Here is an 18,931-nt window from a genome sequence, read left to right as displayed (position 1 = left end):
GCCTGCACGCTAAATATTAGTGTCGAAACGATACCATCTCCGTTCGCTTCTCGATACTGTCTCGAGAGGGAGAGCATCTTTCGGCTGAATGTACCGGACGTAGCTGAACGAGCGATACTCATTCGATAGTGAAGGTCGGTTCGGCTATCGACTCGCTCTTGCAGGAGGGACACCGCGACGGAAGGTTGAGCAGGTCGTCGTAGTCGTCGAACCCGCAATCGCGACACGTCGGCGGTGCCACGAGAAACTCCTCGCCGTCGCCGTCGACCGATCGAGCGACGTGTTTGGCGTGTCGAACGATCGAATTGGGTGTTAGATCCAGTTGAACTGCCAACTCGCTCGGCGTCGCAGCGTCTTTTCGGAGGGCGTCTGCGAGACGCTGTCGGGTCGTTTCGTCTGCCTCTCGCATAGTTACTTGGAGTGTCCGGGACGGCTTACGTGTTGGTATTCGCTCGATGGGCGGTCTGAAACTGTAGAAAGGGTAAGTGACTTACATCCAGCCGGTGAAATCCGTGCCATGAAGGCCGTCGTCCTTGCAGGTGGGTACGCGACCCGGATGTGGCCGATTACGAAACATCGGCCCAAGATGTTCCTCCCCATCGGCGACTCCACCGTCATCGATCGGATCTTTCAGTCCCTCGAGAACGACGATCGGATCGACGAAGTCTACGTGAGCACGAACGAACGGTTCGCGCCGGATTTCGAGACCCATCTCGCAGCAAGCGAGTTCGAAAAGCCCCGCCTCTCCATCGAAGATACCAGCGAAGAAGCCGACAAGTTCGGCGTCGTCGGCGCGCTCGCCCAACTCGTCGAACGAGAAGAAGTCGACGACGATCTGCTCGTCATCGCCGGCGACAACCTGATCAGCTTCGACGTTTCCGACTTCCTCGATTACTTCGAACGAAAGGAGACGCCGACGCTCGCCGCCTACGACGTCGGCTCGAGAGAGAAGGCGTCGTCCTACGGCCTGGTCGAACTCGAGGGCGATCGAGTCGTGGACTTTCAGGAAAAACCCGACGACCCGAAGAGCACGCTCGTCTCTATTGCGTGCTATGCGTTTCCCCAAGATGCGCTGTCGCTCCTCGGAACGTACCTCGAGGACGGCAACAACCCGGACGAGCCGGGCTGGTTCGTTCAGTGGCTCCAGAACCGGGTGCAAACGCACGCCTACACGTTCGAGGACGCGTGGTTCGACATCGGGACGCCGGAGAGTTACCTCAACGCAGTCGCCTGGCACCTCGACGGGAAGTCGATGATCGCCGACACGGCCACCCTCGAGAACGCCACGATCGGCGACAACGTTCACGTAATGGACGGCGCGACGCTCGAGGAGACGGATCTCGACCACGCCGTCATCTTCCCCAACGCCACGGTTCGAAACGGCGATATTCGTCGCTCGATCATCGACGAGGGGACCCACCTCGAGAACTTGGATCTGGCGGGTGCGCTCATCGGCGCACACACGACGATCACGAACCACGCCCCGGAGGGCCTCGAGTAGGCCCTGGCTCGCTTCGTACGCTTCGCCAGTTGCTCCCTCGAGCAACGTCCACCCCCGACTTCGATTCGCCAATAGGACTATTTCGTTCCAACCTGAATTCCCTCGAGCGAACAGTATGAGTAGCGTCGAGGCGATCCTCGAGCGACGCGCGGAAGGGATACCCTACAAGGCGCTCGCAGACGCGTTTCTGGAGTTCGGTCGATTCACCGGATCCAACCCACTCCTTCTGGTCACGGAGGCCGCCGCTTCGACGACCGGCCAGAGCTTCACCGGCGGGATCCAGCCGACCGTCGAGCGATTTCGCGACTCGTTCATCGAGAGCGGTCGGCTCGCGTCCCTATCGGATCTCGCGTCGCTCACGCTCGAGGACGACGACCTCGTCGAAGCCGTCGGCGCTCGGCGCAAACGCCACGTGCTACTCGAGATTGCCGATCGACTCGAGCGTCGTCCGGAGGACGGCGACCTCGAATCGTTGCAGGCCTGGGCGGCCGAGGTGGACATCTACCGGTACGAAGCCGACCCGATCGGCGATATCTCCGGCGTCGGCCCCTCGAGCGTGCAGTACCTCCGGATCCTCGCCGGCGTCGACACGGTCAAACCGGATCCTGCGGTCGAGGCGTTTCTCGAGTCGCTCTCTACCGAAATCGATTCGCCGGCACTCGACGCGTCGAATCCGCTCCGTGCGATTGCATCCTGTGAGTGGCTCGCGATGAAGACGTCGTTTCGTCGCCTCGAAATCGATCGAATCGCGTGGTGGTTAGGGGCGACCGACGCCGAGCGGACCGCCGTCGGCGAGTAATTCCGTCCGGATACCACGCGGCTTCCCGGCTCGCTTGCAGAGGAAGTCTCTCACAGACGAGCCAGCACGTCGAGGTGGCGCGCGATCAGACTGAGTTCGCCTCGCTCGAGTTGGGACAGCCGCGTATCGACCCACCGCTGTCGATCCGTTGGTGCGAGCGCCGTCTCCGGATACGCCGCCAGCGCCCCGTCGATCGTCTCGAGAAGCTGTCGGAGGAACGCCTTTTCGTCGGCCGGGTACGTCCCGTCGCGGGGTCGGACGATCCAGTCGGAGCCGCCGACCTCGAGGAGGTCGAACTCGCTCCCAGGTCGGTCGAGGGCCGCGAACAGTTCTCGCCCCGCCCGACTGCTTCCCGGTCGGTCCCGAATCTCGTCCATGTGGCGGTTGTACAGCTCCGTGAGCCGCTCGTCGAGCGGATCGGGGGGCGAGAACGTCGTCGTCCCGTCGTAGGTGATCGGCGCGTACAACAGTCCGCCGGTTCGGAGCAGATCCGGAATTCGACCCAGCGCGTACTCGAGGTCGACGGTGTCGAGAACGGCGCTCGCGATGACGGCGTCCGCCTCCGAACGTTCGCCGTCTCGATCGGGAGCTTCGAACGCATCGCCCGCCTCGAGGTGTACCTCGACCGTTCGATCGGCGCTCCGTTCGCCTGTCGATCGAGCCAACACGCTCGATCGGCTCCGTTCGACCTCGTATCCGGCTTCCTCGAGCCACTCCGGCAGGTGTTGTCGGGCATACTCGACGTTCCGTTCGTCGAGGTCGACCAGCCGATAGGAGACCGACGGCACCAGCGCGTCCCGCTCGGCGAGTCGCGCGATCATCGTCCCGACTCCGCCGCCGATCTCGAGAACTCGAACTGGTTCGTTCGGTCGGCCGTTCGAGTCCTCGAACGCCGCGAGTTCCGCGAGGCCGTCGACGAACGCCGACCAGACCCGGCCGTTGAGCGCGCGGTCGTCGACGGTACGTTTGTGCTCGAGGTACGTTTGCAGTGACTGTGTCATGGTGATGATACTGATGTGGGGGTTGATGTTTTTGTCACGGGGACGACTCCGACTCGAGGGTCGACCGCGGAGCCGATCCGGGTTCGGAGCGGTCCGAGTCCGACGCCCGTTCGATCAGAAACGATCGAACTCGAGTCATCGTCTCCGCCCAGGTCGGGTGTTTCACCGCGGTCTCCAGCGCCGCCACACCGAGTGCCGCGAGGCGGTCTCTGTCGGCCTCGAGATGCTCGACTATCGCGGTGATCGCCGACGGGCGAGACGGGTCGACGAGGAATCCGTTTCGACCGTGGTCGACGAACTCGTCTGCTCCGCCGACCGTGCCCGCAATTGGCACGACGCCGTACTCCATCGCCTCGAGGTGGACCATCCCGAACCCTTCGTAGCGAGCGGGAACCGCGAGGACGTGGCTTCGCTCGAGGACGCGCTCGAGTTCAGAATCGGTCACCCTGCCGGTAAAGGTCACCCGGTCCTCGACGCCGCAATCGCGGACCTCGGCGACCACCGACCGGGCGTAGGCCGGCTCTTCCTCGAGACTTCCGACGACGGTCAACCGCCACTCGCAGTTAGCTCGGCCGAGCGCGGATACCACCGCTCTGGCGCGCTTTCGGCGGATCACGTTTCCGATGAACGTCACTCGAAGCGGGTCGGCGGCGTTCGTGGCTCGCCTGCTCACTCGAGCTGTCGGAACGCCCGCACCCTCGACGCGGCCACCCGGGAGTGCGACGGTCGCTGGAAGATTCGCGAGCGCCACCGTCCGATCGCGCGTGTCTCGGCTCGTACAGACCGCCGCGTCCACGCTCTCGAGATACCGTCGCTCTATGGTTCGAGAGAGCGGAGTACGGATCCCGTTCGCCTCCGCGGAGCGAAGCGAGTGGACGATCGAAACGATCGAATTCGGTCGCTCGAGACGCGAGTTGAGGAACACAAGCGACGGGTGGCACAGTTCGTCCTGTAGGAGGACATCATACGGCCGATCCAGCCTCGTACGGAGCGAGCGGGAGAATCCGTCGGCCAGGTTTTGGAGGGACGACCGTCGAGGGGTCGAGATCACGTCGACGCCGTCTCCGCGCGCCTCGAGCGCGGAGACGAGTTTTCTATCGTACCGGTAGCCGCCCGACGTTTGCTCGAGATCGCCGTAGACGACCAGCCCAATGTTCATCCGCCATCAGCTCCGGTCCGATGCCACCGGTGTTCGTTCGCGCATGCGCCGCTCTACCTCGTGATCTGTCGGCACCGAATCGGTGCCCGACTCGAGCGCTCGCTCGTGACGTACCGTCGCGATATCGTCTTCCGCCATCGAGATCCGGAGCCGAGTCGCCGTTGGCGGTTCGAGGGATTCGAGGAGCCGATCGCCGAAGATCCGCGAGAAGTGTTCGACGCTTGGATTGCGTCCGTCGAAGGACTCGAGTTCGTTCAACGATTGGTCGCGGAATCGGCCGACTGCGGCGTCGACCGCGTCGTTGAGGTCGTCGATGTCGACGAGATAGCCGTGTTCGCCGAGCGTCGGCCCGGCGAAGGTCGCCGTCACCGTGTACTGGTGAGAGTGGAGAGTTCCCTCCGGACCCGCCTCCGCAACCGTGAGGGCGTGTTGCGCGACGAACGACCGGCTGACCGAGACCTCGTACATGGCCCCGCGTACATCGACCGGCACAATAAACGGGTGGCCCGCCGGGTGGGGACGATGGCTGGTAGGGGGGTCGCGAGTGGAGTGCGTTCGTGCGGGAGCGGCTGTCATTCGTAGCTCAACAGCACTTGGACCGCTTCGTCCGGACTTGTTTCGAGCAGTCGATACGCCTCTCCGGCTCGCTCGAGCGACAGTCGATGCGTGAACAGTCCGTCGAGGTCGAGTTCCTCGAGCCAATTCCAGGCGACGGCGTGGCGGCGTTCGCGCGACCAGCGGCCCTCGTGTCTCGGCGGGATCGTACTCACCTGGCTGCTTCGGACGTCGATCCGATCGCGGTGGAACCGCCCGCCGAGATCGAGCGTCACCGGGTTGGTGCCGTACCATGAGCCGACGATCACCCGGCCGTCGAACCCCGTCGTCGCGATCGCGTCGTCGAGGGCGGCCGGACTCCCCGAGAGCTCGTAGGTGAGATCCGCTCGCCCGCCGGCGATCGACTCGAAGGCGTCCGGAATCTCGCCTCCCTCCGCCCCGTCCACGGGCGGCTCAAGCGTTCGGTCGGCTCCGAGTTCTCGAGCGAGCGCTCGACGACGTTCGTATCTGTCGACGGCGATCAGCGTTTCGATCGGCGTCCGTGCGAGCAAGGCCGTCGTCAGGAGGCCGACAACGCCCTGGCCGAAGACCGCGACGCGTTCGCCGATCAGGGGTTCGCCGTCGAGGAGAAATGAAACCGCCGACTCCACGTTCGCGAAGAGGGCCGCCTCGCGTGCGCTCACGGCGTCGGGAATCTCGAGCAGTGACTCGGGGTCGGTAACGAAGTGACTCTCGTGTGGATTGTACGCGAAGACGCGACGCTGGAGCCACTCCTCGGAGACGTTGCGACCGACGGCGGTCACCCGGCCGACGGCGGCGTAGCCGTAGGAGAGCGGGAAGGAAAAATCGCCCTCGAGGGAATCGATCGACTCGTCGGCCGGGAGTTCTCTCGGGGCGTCGCCGCGGTAGATGAGTCCCTCGGTGCCCGCACTGATCGCCGACAGGGTCGTTCGAACGCGAACCTCGTCCGGCCCAGGGTCGGGAATCGAACGGGAACGAACCTCGACGGAACGGGGACCGATGAACTCGAGTCGGCGTGCGGTCATCGGTCGAGTCGCCTCATCAGAAATCGCCTCTCAGTACCGCAGGTCCGGTCGGAGAAACAACGAGTGAAGGGAGTATCACAGTGGTCTGCTCATTCCCACGGCTCCACTTTGGTAGGGGTTCGTTACTGCAGTTTTTGACTGATTGGGACGGCCAAACGTCTTCGGCGGGCGCGACTGACTCCGATCGAATCCGCAGGCCGTATCCGGGGCAACGGAAGTCGTTTCCGGGGCAACGGAAGTCGTTTCCGGGGCAACGGAAGTCGTTTCCGGCGCATCGGACGCCGTCTTCGGATCGAGCAGTCCTGTTCCGCTCGAGTCAACCGGTTCGTCTCCCGGATCGTCTGGTAACGAGCACCCAATCGATTGCGAAGTTGAGCAAGAACGGGATCGCGACGGCGGCGGTGAGCGCCATTGAGACGCGCTCGTCTACGACCGGAAGAAACGCGATCCAGATCGCGAGCAGGGTGACCACGGAGAGCGGCGCTCTGGCCCGATTCGGCGGTAGCTCCCGAACCGGTCGTCCCCGACGGCGTCGCCACCAGAGACCGAGAGCGAACGCGTACCGCGCGACCCCGACCGCGATGAAGGCGATCGGGGCCGTCCCCGCGGCGACGACCGCGCTCGCGCCGACGAGCGTCGTCAGCGCGTCGACCTCGGTATCGAGGCGGCCGCCGAGTTCGGTTACCGACTCGGTCGCGCGGGCGATCGCTCCGTCGACGCCGTCGAGAACCGCGGCGATTCCGAAGAGTATGCTCGGCACCCAGGCCATCCGCTCCGTTGTTGGTCCGACGACGAGGAAGCCGACCAGCATCGCGAGCGCTCCGGCCCGCGCGATCGTGATCCACGACGCAAGGGTGATCCGCTGGTGGCCGATCCGACGGTGCGTCCGTTCGATCACCGAACCCACCACGAGCAGTTCGAGACAGAGGACAAGGAGAACCCAGCCGAGAAACTCGAGCGTGAGGACCGTCGACCAGACGATGCCAACCGCGGATAGCGCCGCTGCGACCATGAGCGCGCTGCCGAGAACGGTCGTTAGCCAGCGTCCGAGCGGCGTTGCGGAACGGGTCTCGGGTATGAGTTTGATCACGAGTGGACGGTAACTGGTGGAGAGCGAGGCGGGAGCGCTCACGGAGCCCGATTGGTTCGATTGCGATCGTCGCCGCGGAGCAACAGAACGACGAGTATCCCGATCAACAGTAGCTGTGCGACCTTGTCGACGGCTTCGCCGCTCGAGAGGTCGCCGAGACCGGCTGGTTGGTTGAACACGTACCAGATGACGACCTGTGCGCCGACGAACGGAATTCCGGCGAGATACAGCGCGCGACGTCGAATCCCGAGTAAAAAGAGAATCAGCGCGCCGAAGAATCCGAGACCGGCGAGGACGAAAGCGACGGCCATCGGTTCCGGTAGAAACGCGATTCCGAGGGCGAGGTGGATGCCGCCACTCAGGACGACGAGCGCGACGGCGGCCCACTCTATCGGCGTTCCCCCCGCTACCTCGAGACCGCCGGGGAGAGTCATACCGGCCATAGACGATCCATACCGACCCCATCCACGACGCGGGAAAAGCTTCTTTGGGTGGTTATCGGCTCTTTGGGAGCTCACTCACATCGCGGGACCCCCTTCGTTGGAAGGCCCCCATTCTGGGAGAGAATCCCGCTGGTAGTTCTTTAATCCCCCTCGTGGTAGACCCCAGCACAATGTCATCAGATGACGTCACAACCCTGCTCACGGAAGCGTACCTCGACGAACTCGAGACGGTGATGAACTACCTGACCAACGCGATCGTACTCGACGGCGTTCACGCCGAGGAAGTCAAGACGAGCCTCAAGGAGGATGTCGACGAAGAACTCGAGCACGCTCGGCTCCTCGGACAGCGGCTCAAACAGCTCGATCAGTCGCCGCCGGGTTCCGAGCAGTTCGAGCCCCACCAGTCCTCGCTCCAGCCGCCGGCGGATACGACGGACGTCCAATCGGTTATCGACGGCGTGCTCGAGGCCGAAGACGACGCGATCGAAACGTACCGTTCGTTACTCGAGGCGGCGGAGGCGGCGAACGATCCGGTGACCGAAGACGTCGCCGTTACGATTCTGACCGACGAGGAGGCCCACCACTCGGAGTTTCGGGGATTCAAAAAGGAGTTTCCGATGGATTAGCCCACCTCGAGACCAGTTCCCAGTGAGATTCGAGATGAGCGCCGCGTCGAATCGAAACCGGTTTCTCGTCGGTACCGATCCCCAGGCAACGAGCGACGGCCGGCCGCGATAGTCTCATCCGTGGGGAACGTTTTTCTCGTCGCGCTTCGACCCAGAGCACATGAGCGATTTCGATCTCGACCTGATGGCAGTCGAGGATCACATCGACGAAGAATTCGAGCTCGAGGGGAGTATCGTCCTCGGGGTGCTCGACGGTAGTACCGACCCGAACACGTGGCTCGAGGGCGTTGCCAACGGCAACGTGCTGGTGCTCCGTGGTGAGGGCGACATCAACGAACTGGCTTCCGGTTTTGCACGAGACGTCAAAGAATCCGGCGGGAACCTGGTTCACTTTCGCGGATTCCTGATCGTGACGCCTCCCGGAATCGACGTGGATACGAGCCGCCTCGGATAGGGAGAGCGAGAACGATCTTCGATTCGGTAGTCCCGCGAGCGCGTTGGTACTACGACACCGATATCGGTCGCACCCGTGATCGTTATCGGAGTATTTCGTATCAAATTCACCCACTATGGCTCGGTAGTACAGCTCCCTGTTGCTCGGATATCGTTTTCAACAAGAACTATTGATGGCGTGATTTCACAGAACATGAAGCTGTTGAGTGTGCATCATTTGTTTGGGTGGTTTGCCAGAATATATTTACGATCTGGAACTGTCTTTATATCTGAATGTCGTTTGATACGCACGAGGGTGATGATGAAGCAGGTGATATTACCGAAGACCTTGAAACTGACATCGATACGGTTGCTGAAACGGATATCAGTTCGGATGCCGACCGCGAGGCTGCTACGGAGATGGAGGCTTCGATTGAGGCGCTGACCGAAAGCACGGTTGAAATCGGTGATCGACTCGAGGAGATTCACGACGAGGCGACGGCGCAGTACGACGCAAACATGGAGGTAGCTAACGAGGCGTCTAACCTCTCCGCGTCCGTCGAGGAGATTGCCTCGTCCTCGGAGGAGGTTGCGGCCGCGAGCGAGAAGGCCCAGGATCTCGCCGAGACGGGCCAGGAGTCGGCAACCGACCTCGCGACTGCGATGGAAGAAATTCAGGAAGCGGCGGATGTCGTCGCTCGGGATGTCAAGGCGATCCAGCAAAGCGCCGAGGAGATCGACAAAGTGGTCGAAGTCATCAACGATATCGCCGACCAGACGAACATCCTGGCGATCAACGCCTCCATCGAGGCCGCCGGAGCCGACGGAAACGGCGACAGATTCGGCGTCGTCGCGTCGGAAGTAAAGTCACTCGCTGAGGATTCACAGACTCGCGCGACCGAAATCGAGGGGATGATCGAAGACGTCCAGAAGAACACGGGCACGGCCGTCGAAAACCTGGGTGCGAACAACGACCGCATCGAGGAGGGAATCGAGACGGTCGATCAGGCGATCGACATTTTGGACGAGATCCACGAAACCGTCGACGACGTTTCGGAGGGGATTGCCCAGGTTGCGGACGCGACGGACCAACAGGCGGCCAGTACGGAGGAGGTCGCGAGCATGGCCGATCGAACCGTCGCCAGTGCCGAAACCATCGCCGAGGAGACTCGAGAGATCGCCGACGAAGTGCAAACCCAGACCGAGGAGATCGAAGAAATCAACCGAACGTTCGAACACGTCGTCAACGACTTTTCGCCGAACGCCAACCCGCAGGTATAGCTCATCTCGTCGTCGCTGGTCGGGCCAATCGTTCTCGAGTAGCGCTCTGAAGATTGACTCGAGCAGTCGATCGATCGTCGACTCCTCGAACGTCGCCGTTGTTTCTTTGTAAACGCCGGTGGACGCCGACGATAGTCAAACGTCGCGGACGGTAAGCAAACTCAAGGGGAGACGAACGTCAGGTGATGGCCGTCCGGATCACGGACGGCCATCGTCTCACTATCCTCGCTTTCGACGGGCTCGAGTCGGCAAACGCGGTCGGCGACCGCCGCAACCGCGGCCTCGGGATCCGCCGTTTCGAATCCCAGATCGACGTGGACGCCGCCGCGAGCGTCCGCGATTCCGAGCTGGGGTTCCCACAACTCGAGGGCCATTGGCCCGTCCATTCGAGCCCGGGTTCGTTCGTTCCCGCGATCGACGGTTTCGAACCCTAAATCGGCGTACAGTGATTCTGCACGTTCGAGCGATTCGACCTCGAGAACGACCTCGAAAATCCCGTCGATCCCCGGCCCGTTGACGTCGGATTGGCCGAGTTCGACGCAGTTTCCGTCCGGATCGTAGAGGTACAGCGACTTCGCCGATCCGAACTGGACCTCCTCGAGATCGTAGTCAGGCTCGAGCCGGTCCCACCAGTCGTCGTAGGTTTCGGACGGAATCGAGAACGCATAGTGGGTGTGGAGACCGCCCCGCGGAACGCCCGTCGGCCGACGGAGCAGGAGATCGGTCTCGCCGGCCTCGACGACGAGTTCGTTCGCTCGCTCCGACCGGACTGTCATCGAGAGCGTTTCCTCGTAGAACCGTCGGGCAGGCGAGCGGTATTTCACCTCGAGCCCGAGCCAGGCGAGGCTAGTTAACATACAACGCTCTACTTCAGGCAGCCGCATAGAAGCGTCGCCCGGGTTCGAAACTGGGAACCTCGTTTCGCCCTTCACATGTCGATGATCTCCTCGATTTATCACGGAGCCAGTCGTACGACGTGCTATGACCTTTCGCGTCGATGAATCAGCGTCCGATCTCGAGGCGATCGACCGATTCGACGGGGGCGTGAGTTGGATCGCCCACCCCGACGAACGGATGCAACGGGCGAGTCACGCCCTCGAGCGCAACGGGGAGGTCTGGGTGATCGACCCCGTCGATGCGGACGGACTCGACGAGTTGCTCGCCGAACTGGGAACGGTAACGGGCGTCGTTGTCCTGCTCGACCGTCACAAGCGCGATGCGGCGACGATTGCGAACCGCCACGGTATCGAGGTCTATCTTCCCGACTGGTTCGAGGGCGTCGCCGAAGACCTCGACGCCCCCATCGTTCGGTTCGGTACCGAACTCGCGGATACCGGACTCGAGGCCCACGTGATCCGCAGTAGTCGATTTTGGCAGGAGGTCGGACTGTCCGATCCGACTGATGGGACGCTCGTCGTTCCCGAATCCGTCGGCGCGTCCGAGTACTTTCTCGCCCGCGGTGAACGACTCGGCGTTCACCCGATGCTTCGTGCGGTGCCGCCGCGGACGCAACTCGAGCAGTTCGATCCGAGCCGCGTGCTGGTCGGCCACGGACCGAGCGTGCTCGAAAACGCCGACGCCGCACTCGAGGACGCGCTCTCGGGCTCGCGACGGCGAACTCCGTGGCTTTATGGCGGAATGGTCAGGCGACTCCTTCCCGTGTGAACGGCGGCGAATTATCGCCAACGGGTCGACTGTCGCCAGCGGGTAGATTTTGTTGCGGGACGGTTGGTAGCGGTTGAGTCGCCTCGGTAGGGATTTGTGACCGCACGGAATCGGCACTGGTCCGAAACTCGCGGCTCGAGAACCAATTCGTATGGGGGATACAGCTAATTAGCATCCGGCCGTAAACGTTTGCGTGGTCTACATTACACGCGGTCTGGTCGACATCCTACTGGATCTCGCCAGCGACGCCGACCCCGACGACGTGACGACCGGGGTCTCGGTCACACCCGCTGGTGAGCTTCAGGGTGCGAGGGAGGTGCCGCCCGAGACGCCGGTGTTCACCGACTTCGTGCTTCCCGACATCGGCGATTCTGTCAACGCCGTCTTCGGCGTCGATCTTTCGACGCCTGCTCGACAGTCACAGGGTCGGTTTAACTCCCACCCGATCCACAAACTCGAGGTGACCAAACGCGACGACTTCGCAGAGGTCATTTTCATCGCCGTTCCGCCGTGGACGGACGCCACCGATTCATTCGGCGCGTTCAACCGCCGCGGCGACCGGCTTCCCCTCGAGATCATCGACGCGGAACCGCCGGCTGAATCGCTCCCCGGCGGTCATTTCCTCAGGTAACTCTGCTTCGAGAGCGCGTTGTCAGGGCGGCTCGTGAGCGGTCGTATTATCGGGTTCGAACGGTCGAGAAGTACGTTCCAAACCGATTGCGAGCGTATCCGGAAAGCGCTACTCGAGGTAGCCGAGTCCTTTCAGTTGTTCGGTGATCTCTTCGAACTCGGCCTCGGTGAGTTCGCCGGTCTGCTGGTGCTGGATGACGATACTTCGGAGTAGGAAGCGGACGAGGTCGCTGGTGCTTTGAAAGCTCGTCCCCTCGATCGTTTCGTCGACGCGATCCGCGAGTTCTTTCGGAATGGACACGGTCGTGTATTCGGTCATACCTGAATCGTTCGCTGGAAGCCCCAAAGGCGTGTCGCCACGATCGGCCACGGCAACGCTCACAACGTTCTCGAGACGGGGCGGTGGCGCGATCGAAAACGGCCGGGACGCCGATATCCATACCCATTTTTATCTCCAACTCCGAACAGGGGTATATGGGAGTCCGGCCACCATCGAACAATGACGATGACGACCCGGAGAGCGTCGAGTTCGGCATCGCCGCCGTCGATGCCCGATTGAGGCGATCCGACCTCGATTTTCCGGCGACAGAGGACGACGTGTCGGCTGCGCTCGGCCACGAACAGATCCCCTACGACGTCCACGGAAACGACGTCGCTCTCGGGGTTATCCTCGAAGAGGTAACGCAGACCCGCTTCGATTCGCGCCAACAACTGCTCAACGCCTTGCACACGGAGTTCGAGGCCTATCGCGAAGAACACTCGGGCGGGGTCGTCCAGCAGATGCGGTCGATACTACCGTTTTGACGCGCCGAACAGAACGAACGTTGACGTACTGAACTGAACGAACTCGAGAAATCGGTCGTCCGCTCGTTTCGTCTGGACGGTTCGAGTTTCGGAGTTCGATTCGGGGCTCAGTCCTCTCGGTTCGCTTCCCGCGTCACTTGCTCCAAGTGATTTCGTTGTTCACGGTGGAGCGTGACGATCATGTCCGAGAGCACGCCGAACATCAGTAACTGGACGCCAAGGAGGATGCCGGCGGCCGATACCATCGCGAGGATTTCGTGGCCGACCCCGTACCAGATCCACTGCGTGAGGACGTAGATCGATAACAGGCCACCGGAGATAATCCCGCCGACGCCCAAACTGCCGAAATAAAACAGCGGATTGCTCGTTTTTGCCAGTGAATACAGCGCCAAGATGATCGTCCCGCCGTCCCGAACCGGGTGCAGGTTCGTTTCGGAGTCCTCAGGTCGGGCGCTGTAACTAACCGGGACGACCGTCGTCTTCACGTTGTGTTTGACACACTCGACGGCGAGTTCGGTCTCGATCGTAAAGCCGTCCGAATCGAGGGAGAGCCGCTCGAACGAATCCGTCGTGAACGCCCGATACCCCGAGAGGATGTCGTCGTACTCGGCCCCGTGAATGAACCGGAACGATCGGTTTATCATGCGGTTTCCAAAGCCGTTCAACGCCTTCATCGCGTCGTCGTCCATATCCGCGAACCGGTTGCCGATCACGTGCTCGTAGCCGTAGGCCAGGGGCTCTAGCATCCGTTCGGCGTCTGTCGGATCGTAAGTACCGTCCCCGTCGAGCATCAAGACGTAGGGAACGTCAACGTACGCGACCGCTTCGCGGACGGCCTGTCCCTTCCCCGAACCCGACTGAACGACGACGCGAGCGCCGCGCTCGCTCGCGATTTCGCGAGTGTCGTCGTCGGAGTCGCCGTCGACGACGAGAACGTTCGTGTATCCGTGCGCCTGGAACCCTTCGATCACGTCGCCGATAGTTGCGGCCTCCTCGAGCGTCGGGATGAGAATACAGACCTCTTCGGGCGAGATCTCACGCGACTTCTCGCTCATGGCCACCACCTCTCCGCCACGAGCGATCGGATCCACGTGAGCGCCATCGTTTGCCATCGCAACCAAATCTCCCCCGAGAGCGCAAAAGAGTACTGATCGATCGCTGAACGGACGGTCTGCGTTTGCAGACGGCCACAGTCTGGGGTCGCTTCGGTTCGCAGACGGCCCCGAACCGCGGACGTTCCGGTTCGCAGTGGTGGCGACTGGAGAGACACGGCTACCAGGTCAGCCCTTCGTACACCTCGAGTCCGTGCGTGTCGACGTCGACCCGCCGGCCGTCGACAACGACGCGTCGTGCCATGCCATCGAACGAGAGGTCGTCGAACCCCTCCCAGTCCGTCGCGAGGACCGCCCCGTCCGCGTCCTCGAGGGCAGATTCGGCCGTCTCGGCGTACTCGAGATCCGGGTACAGCTCTCTGACGTTGTCCATCGCAACGGGATCGTATGTCACGACGGTTGCCCCTTTCGCGCGGAGGGACTCGATAACGTCGAGCGCTCGAGATTTGCGGATGTCGTCCGTGTCGGGTTTGAACGACAGCCCGAGAACGGCGATCCGCGCCCCCTCGAGGGGGACGTGTTCGGCGAGCGCGTCGACGAGTCGGCGGGGTTGTTTGTCGTTGACAGCGACGACGGCGTCGAGCAGGTCTGGTTCGTACCCCTGTTCGCGTGCGCCCGCTCGAAGCGCGTTGACGTCTTTGGGGAAACACGAGCCGCCCCAGCCAAGGCCTGAGCGCATGAACCGCTCGGAGATCCTGTCGTCGAGGCCGACCGCCTCGAGGACCTCGTAGGCGTCCGCGCCGTACTCCTTCGAGATGTTTCCGAGTTCGTTGACCAGCGAGACCTTCGACGCGAGGAAGGCGTTGTTCGCGTACTTGATCAACTCGGCCTCGCGAACGTCGGTCTCGACGAGATCGGTTTCCTCGCGCTCGAGAATCGGCGCGTAAAGCTCTCGCAACGTCGCCGCCGCCGAGTCGTCAGTCGTCCCGAACACGACCTTATCGGGCTCGAGGAAATCGGCGACGGCCGTGCTCATCCGGAGGAACTCGGGATTCATGGCGAACTCGATCCCGTCGCCGATCTGCGTTTCGGCGGCCTCGGTGACGGTCGGTGCGACGACCTCCTCGGTGGTTCCCGGCAGAACCGTGCTCTTGACGACGACGAGGTGGTCGTTGGACTTGTCGGCGAGGGCCTCGCCGAGCGACTCCGAGGCGGCTTCCATGATCGCCAGATCGAGGCTGCCGTCGTCGGCCTGGGGCGTCGGCAGACAGAGAAACGTCACGTCGGTCTCGCAGACTGCGTCGTAGTCGGTCGTCGCCCGAAGCCGCGAGCCGGCGTGTTCAGCAATTCGCTCCTGTAGTCCCGGCTCGTGGATCGGCGCGTCGCCGGCGTTGATCGACTCGACGATCTCCTCGTCGATTTCGACGTTGATCACGTCGTGGCCGATGTCCGCGAGGCAGGCGGCGATCGTCGTTCCGACGTAGCCGCTCCCGATGATAGAGATTTTCATGCGGGTGCAAACGGTCGGTACCGATTAGTTAGTTTTGGGTTGAGACTCTTCGGAGGCTACACTCACCCGTTCGATCGTCTTCGTACCGGAGACGGTCAGAGACGTTTCCGCTTGACTATTCCCGTGGCATCAACAAGGTGAGAAGCGTAACGATTCCCACGAGTACGGCCAGGATCACGTAGCCTTCGTCGAAGTAGCCGCGTTCGGCGATCAGACCGAAGAGAACTGGCCCCGTCGCACCCAGCATCGAGGCGCTCGAGCGGATGAGACCCAGTCCGGTTCCCTGGATGTCCGGCGGGATCGTTTCGGCGAGGTACGATTGGGTGACCGCCCCCGATCCCAGCATCGTACTGATGAGGACGGTCACGCCGACGAGCGTCCAGATTCCCTCGACGAACGGGAGGACGAAGAGACCGACGATCGAGCCGCCGAGAACGATCGGTAAGGAACCGCGGAGACCGATTCGATCGTAGGCCATGCCGGCGGCGGGTTTGGCGACGACGCCGACGGCGAAAAACAATCCGAACAGAGTTCCGGCGACCGTAGTAGAGAGCCCTTTTTCGTTGACCAGATACGTCGGGTAGAACGCCGAAAACGTCTGCCAGACGAAGATAAAGAGGAACAGGATCACCCCGATGATGACGAACTTCGGCTCGCGGAGCTCGGAGAAGACGTACGTGACGTGTTCGCTCGAGAGGTCGTCGGCGTCCTGGGTTCCGGAATCGTGTTTCGGAAGCGTCAACCAGATCACTGCGACGGTAAGACAGAGAAGCGGCAGGACGAATCCGAGCCCGAACTGCCAGGCGACTCCGACCGCGAGGACGCTCGCGACGGGCGGGAGGATCGTTTGTCCAATATCTCCCGACGCCATCGTGACGCCGAGTGCACGACCGATACGATCGGGATAGAGGTCCGAGAGGGCCGTAATCCGCGCGATAGGGTACTGGGAGAGTCCGAGACCGATCACCCCGGTCGCGACGAAGAGGGTGAGCGCCGTCGGTGCGACGAGGACGAGACTCACTCCGACGACGACGAACGAAACGCTCGCCGTCAGTATTTTTCGCTCGCCGAGCCGATCCGCGAGGACCCCGCCGGGAACCTGTCCGATCGCATAACAGAGCCAGATGATGGTGACGAGGAGCCCGGCGGTGGTGAGCGTGAGTCCGAAGTCCTCGCTAAAGTACGGGAGCAAAACCGGGTAGATCATCCGGGTCCCGTTCAACAGCCCCCAGCCGAGCGCGATGGCGATCAACGTTTTGCCGGTCCCGCCCGCCCAGAGACCGGTCACTTCGCGACGAACCAAACTCAGGTAACTCATCAGAAGGCCAGTTAGTGGGGCTTGTCTCGCGCTAATGAAATCGTTTCTGGTTCCGGGGATCCGGAATTTTCTACCGGTTGTCTTGTGGCGAGTATTCGAGTCTCGGGCCGGATACGGCCGGGCACCGAACGCATCTTTCCGTGAAGGCGTGTTTCTCTCGGAAGAGATCGGACGATGAATCTGGGAATCTCCCGCTAATGCACCTTACAACGTACTTATCACAACGGGAGAACGATACTAGTTTTAATCCAATTATGTGTGTTTTTGACACCCATGGATAGAAGAACTGCACTCGCGTGGATCGGCGCAACGACGGTCGGTAGTTCGTTCCTATCGGCAGCCGGCGAAGCGGCGGCCGAGGACGATGCGACTCCCGGCGGACCGTGGCTCCCCGACGAACAAGACCGATCACTCGAGGCGTTCCACGACTACGAGGAGTTGATGAACGTTCTCGAGGATATCGAGCAGAGCAGTCAGGGTTGGCTCTCGCTCCGGACCATCGGAACCTCGAATCAGGGTCGGGACATCCCCATGGTCTCCGTGGGAGACGGCGATATCGACGTGATGTTCTGTAGTCAGCAACACGGCCACGAGCCGACTGGGACCGAAACGCTGGTCCGACTTCTCAAGCGCCTTTCCGCCGGCGGTGGCAACGTCGGCGGCCCTTTCACCAAACCGCTCGAGGAACTGACCGTTCACGCGATCGTTCGGGCGAATCCCGATGGCTCCGAGCCGGACGTTTTCACTCGGTTCAACGTCGACGAAGACGCGCCGTTTCGAGATCCGACCTCGGGGATCTACACTGCGTATTCCCAGGCGGGAATCGGGTGGGATGTCAACCGCTATCACTGGTTCGATTGGACCGAGAGCGAACTGTACCACCACCGTTCCGACGAGTATCCGGAGAACCCCGTTCCCGAAGCGCAAGCGATTGTCGACGTGGTCGAGGAGATCGACCCGCTCTGGTTCGTCGACATGCACAACCAGCTCACGTACATTACGGACGACGGCGATCTCGTCACCAACTCGTTGCTCTGGCCGACCCACGAGGACGTTCCTGACGAAACGAGACGACTGGGAAGACAGCTCTGCTGGGCGGTCTTCGACGAATCGAACCGGTTCGGAAACTCGACAGTTACCAGGTTCCCGGGCGGAGACGACCTCGGCATCGCGCGAAACAGTCACGGGATCGAAGGCGTGGCTTCGATCCTCCTCGAGACGCGAGGCCACATCGGCCAACGTGCGCTGGGACGACGCATCAGAAACGAGTTGATGATCGCCGAACGGCTGATCGAGTCCACCGCCGACGGCTCGCTCTTCGAAATCGATCCGGCGCTCGCCGATGACCTCCCCGAACGAGGCGACAGGTATCACGACGACCTGCCGCCCGGGGACACGTCGATGGACGACTGGGTCTCGGCTGAAGTTACTACGGCCATGATCGACTGGGATATTCTCAACGACGTCGTCGCGTGTTCGGTGGACGAGCGATTCCTCGATCGGCTCCCCGTCGGCGTCGGGGGTGTCCTCCTCATCGAAAACAGTGTGAACGACGAAGTTCGTCCGTACTACGTTTCGCGGACCCACGACGACGGTGGTGCACGCACCGTTCGAATGGGGTTGGGTGCCCGGAGCCGGTTCTACGGTCCCGACGACAATGTCCCGACGATGGTCGACTCGCTCGTTCAGGGCCACGATATGGGCGAGTGGAATCTGCTCGAGGTTCGACCGGCCCAGTCGGAGTGGGATATTCTCACCGACGAGACCGCCTGCTCCGTCGAAGAATCGTTCCTCGCGGAACTGTCCGTGGCGGTCGACGACGAGATCCGTCTCCGGAATCACGAAACCGACCGAGAGCGCGTTTTCACGGTTGCCAGAACGCATCACGCCGACGATCCGGACGGAATCGACGACGGAGAACGGCGCATTCGAATGGGCGCGGGCGCTCGAGGTCGGTTCTACGAGTCGGGTGAGTCGGTTCCGTCCTCGTTCGTCGGGCAGGCGAAGGCCCGGTGACGG

General features: G+C 62.2%; 21 protein-coding genes. 9 read left to right on the top strand and 12 right to left on the bottom strand.

What is annotated here, in order from left to right; translation table 11 throughout:
• Nucleotides 1-118: 118 nt before the first annotated feature.
• Nucleotides 119-409, bottom strand: a complete 291-nt coding sequence (locus ACYQ14_RS05390) for a transcriptional regulator (protein WP_283834411.1) — start codon at nt 407-409, stop codon at nt 119-121.
• A 108-nt stretch (nt 410-517) separates the two neighbouring features.
• Here ACYQ14_RS05390 and ACYQ14_RS05385 point away from each other — a divergent pair, with 108 nt between their 5' ends.
• Together ACYQ14_RS05385 and ACYQ14_RS05380 are read left to right on the top strand one after the other, a co-directional pair.
• Complete coding sequence (locus ACYQ14_RS05385) at nt 518-1,501, top strand: nucleotidyltransferase family protein (RefSeq protein WP_459885611.1); 984 nt, start codon at nt 518-520, stop codon at nt 1,499-1,501.
• 115 nt (nt 1,502-1,616) lie between these two features.
• Nucleotides 1,617-2,300: a hypothetical protein gene (locus ACYQ14_RS05380; protein ID WP_459885608.1), complete on the top strand. Its 684-nt coding sequence runs from the start codon at nt 1,617-1,619 to the stop codon at nt 2,298-2,300.
• 50 nt (nt 2,301-2,350) lie between these two features.
• Here the strand turns inward: ACYQ14_RS05380 and ACYQ14_RS05375 are convergent, their stop codons facing one another.
• The 6 genes from ACYQ14_RS05375 to ACYQ14_RS05350 form a co-directional block, all read right to left on the bottom strand.
• Complete coding sequence (locus tag ACYQ14_RS05375; RefSeq protein WP_459885606.1) at nt 2,351-3,301, bottom strand: class I SAM-dependent methyltransferase; 951 nt, start codon at nt 3,299-3,301, stop codon at nt 2,351-2,353.
• Between the two features lie 34 nt (nt 3,302-3,335).
• Nucleotides 3,336-4,460 carry a glycosyltransferase family 4 protein gene (locus tag ACYQ14_RS05370; RefSeq protein WP_459885603.1) on the bottom strand — a complete coding sequence of 375 codons (1,125 nt, stop codon included), beginning with the start codon at nt 4,458-4,460 and terminating at the stop codon, nt 3,336-3,338.
• Between the two features lie 6 nt (nt 4,461-4,466).
• Complete coding sequence (locus ACYQ14_RS05365) at nt 4,467-4,928, bottom strand: 6-pyruvoyl trahydropterin synthase family protein (RefSeq protein ID WP_459885600.1); 462 nt, start codon at nt 4,926-4,928, stop codon at nt 4,467-4,469.
• A 104-nt stretch (nt 4,929-5,032) separates the two neighbouring features.
• Nucleotides 5,033-6,061 carry a zinc-dependent alcohol dehydrogenase gene (locus ACYQ14_RS05360; RefSeq protein ID WP_459885598.1) on the bottom strand — a complete coding sequence of 343 codons (1,029 nt, stop codon included), beginning with the start codon at nt 6,059-6,061 and terminating at the stop codon, nt 5,033-5,035.
• 316 nt (nt 6,062-6,377) lie between these two features.
• Complete coding sequence (locus ACYQ14_RS05355; protein WP_459885594.1) at nt 6,378-7,151, bottom strand: CDP-alcohol phosphatidyltransferase family protein; 774 nt, start codon at nt 7,149-7,151, stop codon at nt 6,378-6,380.
• Between the two features lie 38 nt (nt 7,152-7,189).
• Nucleotides 7,190-7,585, bottom strand: a complete 396-nt coding sequence (locus ACYQ14_RS05350) for a DUF7475 family protein (RefSeq protein ID WP_459885591.1) — start codon at nt 7,583-7,585, stop codon at nt 7,190-7,192.
• A 179-nt stretch (nt 7,586-7,764) separates the two neighbouring features.
• Between ACYQ14_RS05350 and ACYQ14_RS05345 the strand changes: the two genes are divergently transcribed.
• From ACYQ14_RS05345 to ACYQ14_RS05335, 3 genes are all read left to right on the top strand, one after another.
• A complete protein-coding gene (locus ACYQ14_RS05345) occupies nt 7,765-8,220 on the top strand; it encodes a ferritin-like domain-containing protein (protein ID WP_459885588.1) in 456 nt (151 codons plus the stop codon).
• Nucleotides 8,221-8,380: 160 nt separating this feature from the next.
• Complete coding sequence (locus ACYQ14_RS05340) at nt 8,381-8,674, top strand: DUF5779 family protein (RefSeq protein ID WP_283834402.1); 294 nt, start codon at nt 8,381-8,383, stop codon at nt 8,672-8,674.
• Between the two features lie 272 nt (nt 8,675-8,946).
• Nucleotides 8,947-9,933: a methyl-accepting chemotaxis protein gene (locus ACYQ14_RS05335; protein WP_459885585.1), complete on the top strand. Its 987-nt coding sequence runs from the start codon at nt 8,947-8,949 to the stop codon at nt 9,931-9,933.
• A gap of 161 nt (nt 9,934-10,094) precedes the next feature.
• Here the strand turns inward: ACYQ14_RS05335 and ACYQ14_RS05330 are convergent, their stop codons facing one another.
• A complete protein-coding gene (locus tag ACYQ14_RS05330; RefSeq protein ID WP_459885582.1) occupies nt 10,095-10,790 on the bottom strand; it encodes a VOC family protein in 696 nt (231 codons plus the stop codon).
• 124 nt (nt 10,791-10,914) lie between these two features.
• On the opposite strand from ACYQ14_RS05330, the gene ACYQ14_RS05325 reads away from it, so the two are divergent.
• Nucleotides 10,915-11,598, top strand: a complete 684-nt coding sequence (locus ACYQ14_RS05325) for a hypothetical protein (protein ID WP_459885579.1) — start codon at nt 10,915-10,917, stop codon at nt 11,596-11,598.
• Between the two features lie 193 nt (nt 11,599-11,791).
• A complete protein-coding gene (locus ACYQ14_RS05320) occupies nt 11,792-12,229 on the top strand; it encodes a JAB/MPN domain protein-containing protein (RefSeq protein WP_459885575.1) in 438 nt (145 codons plus the stop codon).
• Nucleotides 12,230-12,337: 108 nt separating this feature from the next.
• On the opposite strand, the gene ACYQ14_RS05315 is transcribed toward ACYQ14_RS05320, so the two are convergent.
• Nucleotides 12,338-12,547 carry a ribbon-helix-helix domain-containing protein gene (locus tag ACYQ14_RS05315; RefSeq protein ID WP_283834397.1) on the bottom strand — a complete coding sequence of 70 codons (210 nt, stop codon included), beginning with the start codon at nt 12,545-12,547 and terminating at the stop codon, nt 12,338-12,340.
• Between the two features lie 155 nt (nt 12,548-12,702).
• Between ACYQ14_RS05315 and ACYQ14_RS05310 the strand changes: the two genes are divergently transcribed.
• On the top strand, nt 12,703-13,032 hold the full coding sequence (locus tag ACYQ14_RS05310) for a DUF5789 family protein (RefSeq protein WP_459885572.1): 330 nt from the start codon (nt 12,703-12,705) through the stop codon (nt 13,030-13,032).
• A gap of 107 nt (nt 13,033-13,139) precedes the next feature.
• Here the strand turns inward: ACYQ14_RS05310 and aglJ are convergent, their stop codons facing one another.
• The 3 genes from aglJ to ACYQ14_RS05295 all read right to left on the bottom strand — a co-directional run bounded on the left by aglJ (nt 13,140) and on the right by ACYQ14_RS05295 (nt 16,912).
• On the bottom strand, nt 13,140-14,144 hold the full coding sequence (gene aglJ, locus ACYQ14_RS05305; protein WP_459885569.1) for an S-layer glycoprotein N-glycosyltransferase AglJ: 1,005 nt from the start codon (nt 14,142-14,144) through the stop codon (nt 13,140-13,142).
• Nucleotides 14,145-14,304: 160 nt separating this feature from the next.
• The gene (gene aglM, locus ACYQ14_RS05300; protein ID WP_459885566.1) at nt 14,305-15,594 is read right to left on the bottom strand and encodes a UDP-glucose 6-dehydrogenase AglM; all 1,290 of its coding nucleotides are present in this window, start codon (nt 15,592-15,594) and stop codon (nt 14,305-14,307) included.
• A gap of 115 nt (nt 15,595-15,709) precedes the next feature.
• Nucleotides 15,710-16,912 (bottom strand): MFS transporter, encoded by a 1,203-nt coding sequence (locus ACYQ14_RS05295; protein ID WP_459885563.1) that lies wholly within the window; start codon nt 16,910-16,912, stop codon nt 15,710-15,712.
• A 273-nt stretch (nt 16,913-17,185) separates the two neighbouring features.
• Here ACYQ14_RS05295 and ACYQ14_RS05290 point away from each other — a divergent pair, with 273 nt between their 5' ends.
• A complete protein-coding gene (locus ACYQ14_RS05290; protein ID WP_459885560.1) occupies nt 17,186-18,928 on the top strand; it encodes a M14 family zinc carboxypeptidase in 1,743 nt (580 codons plus the stop codon).
• The last annotated feature ends 3 nt before the right edge of the window (nt 18,929-18,931 follow it).

The organism is Halostagnicola bangensis (genome assembly GCF_054653435.1).
This window is presented reverse-complemented; position numbering and strand designations above follow the sequence as displayed.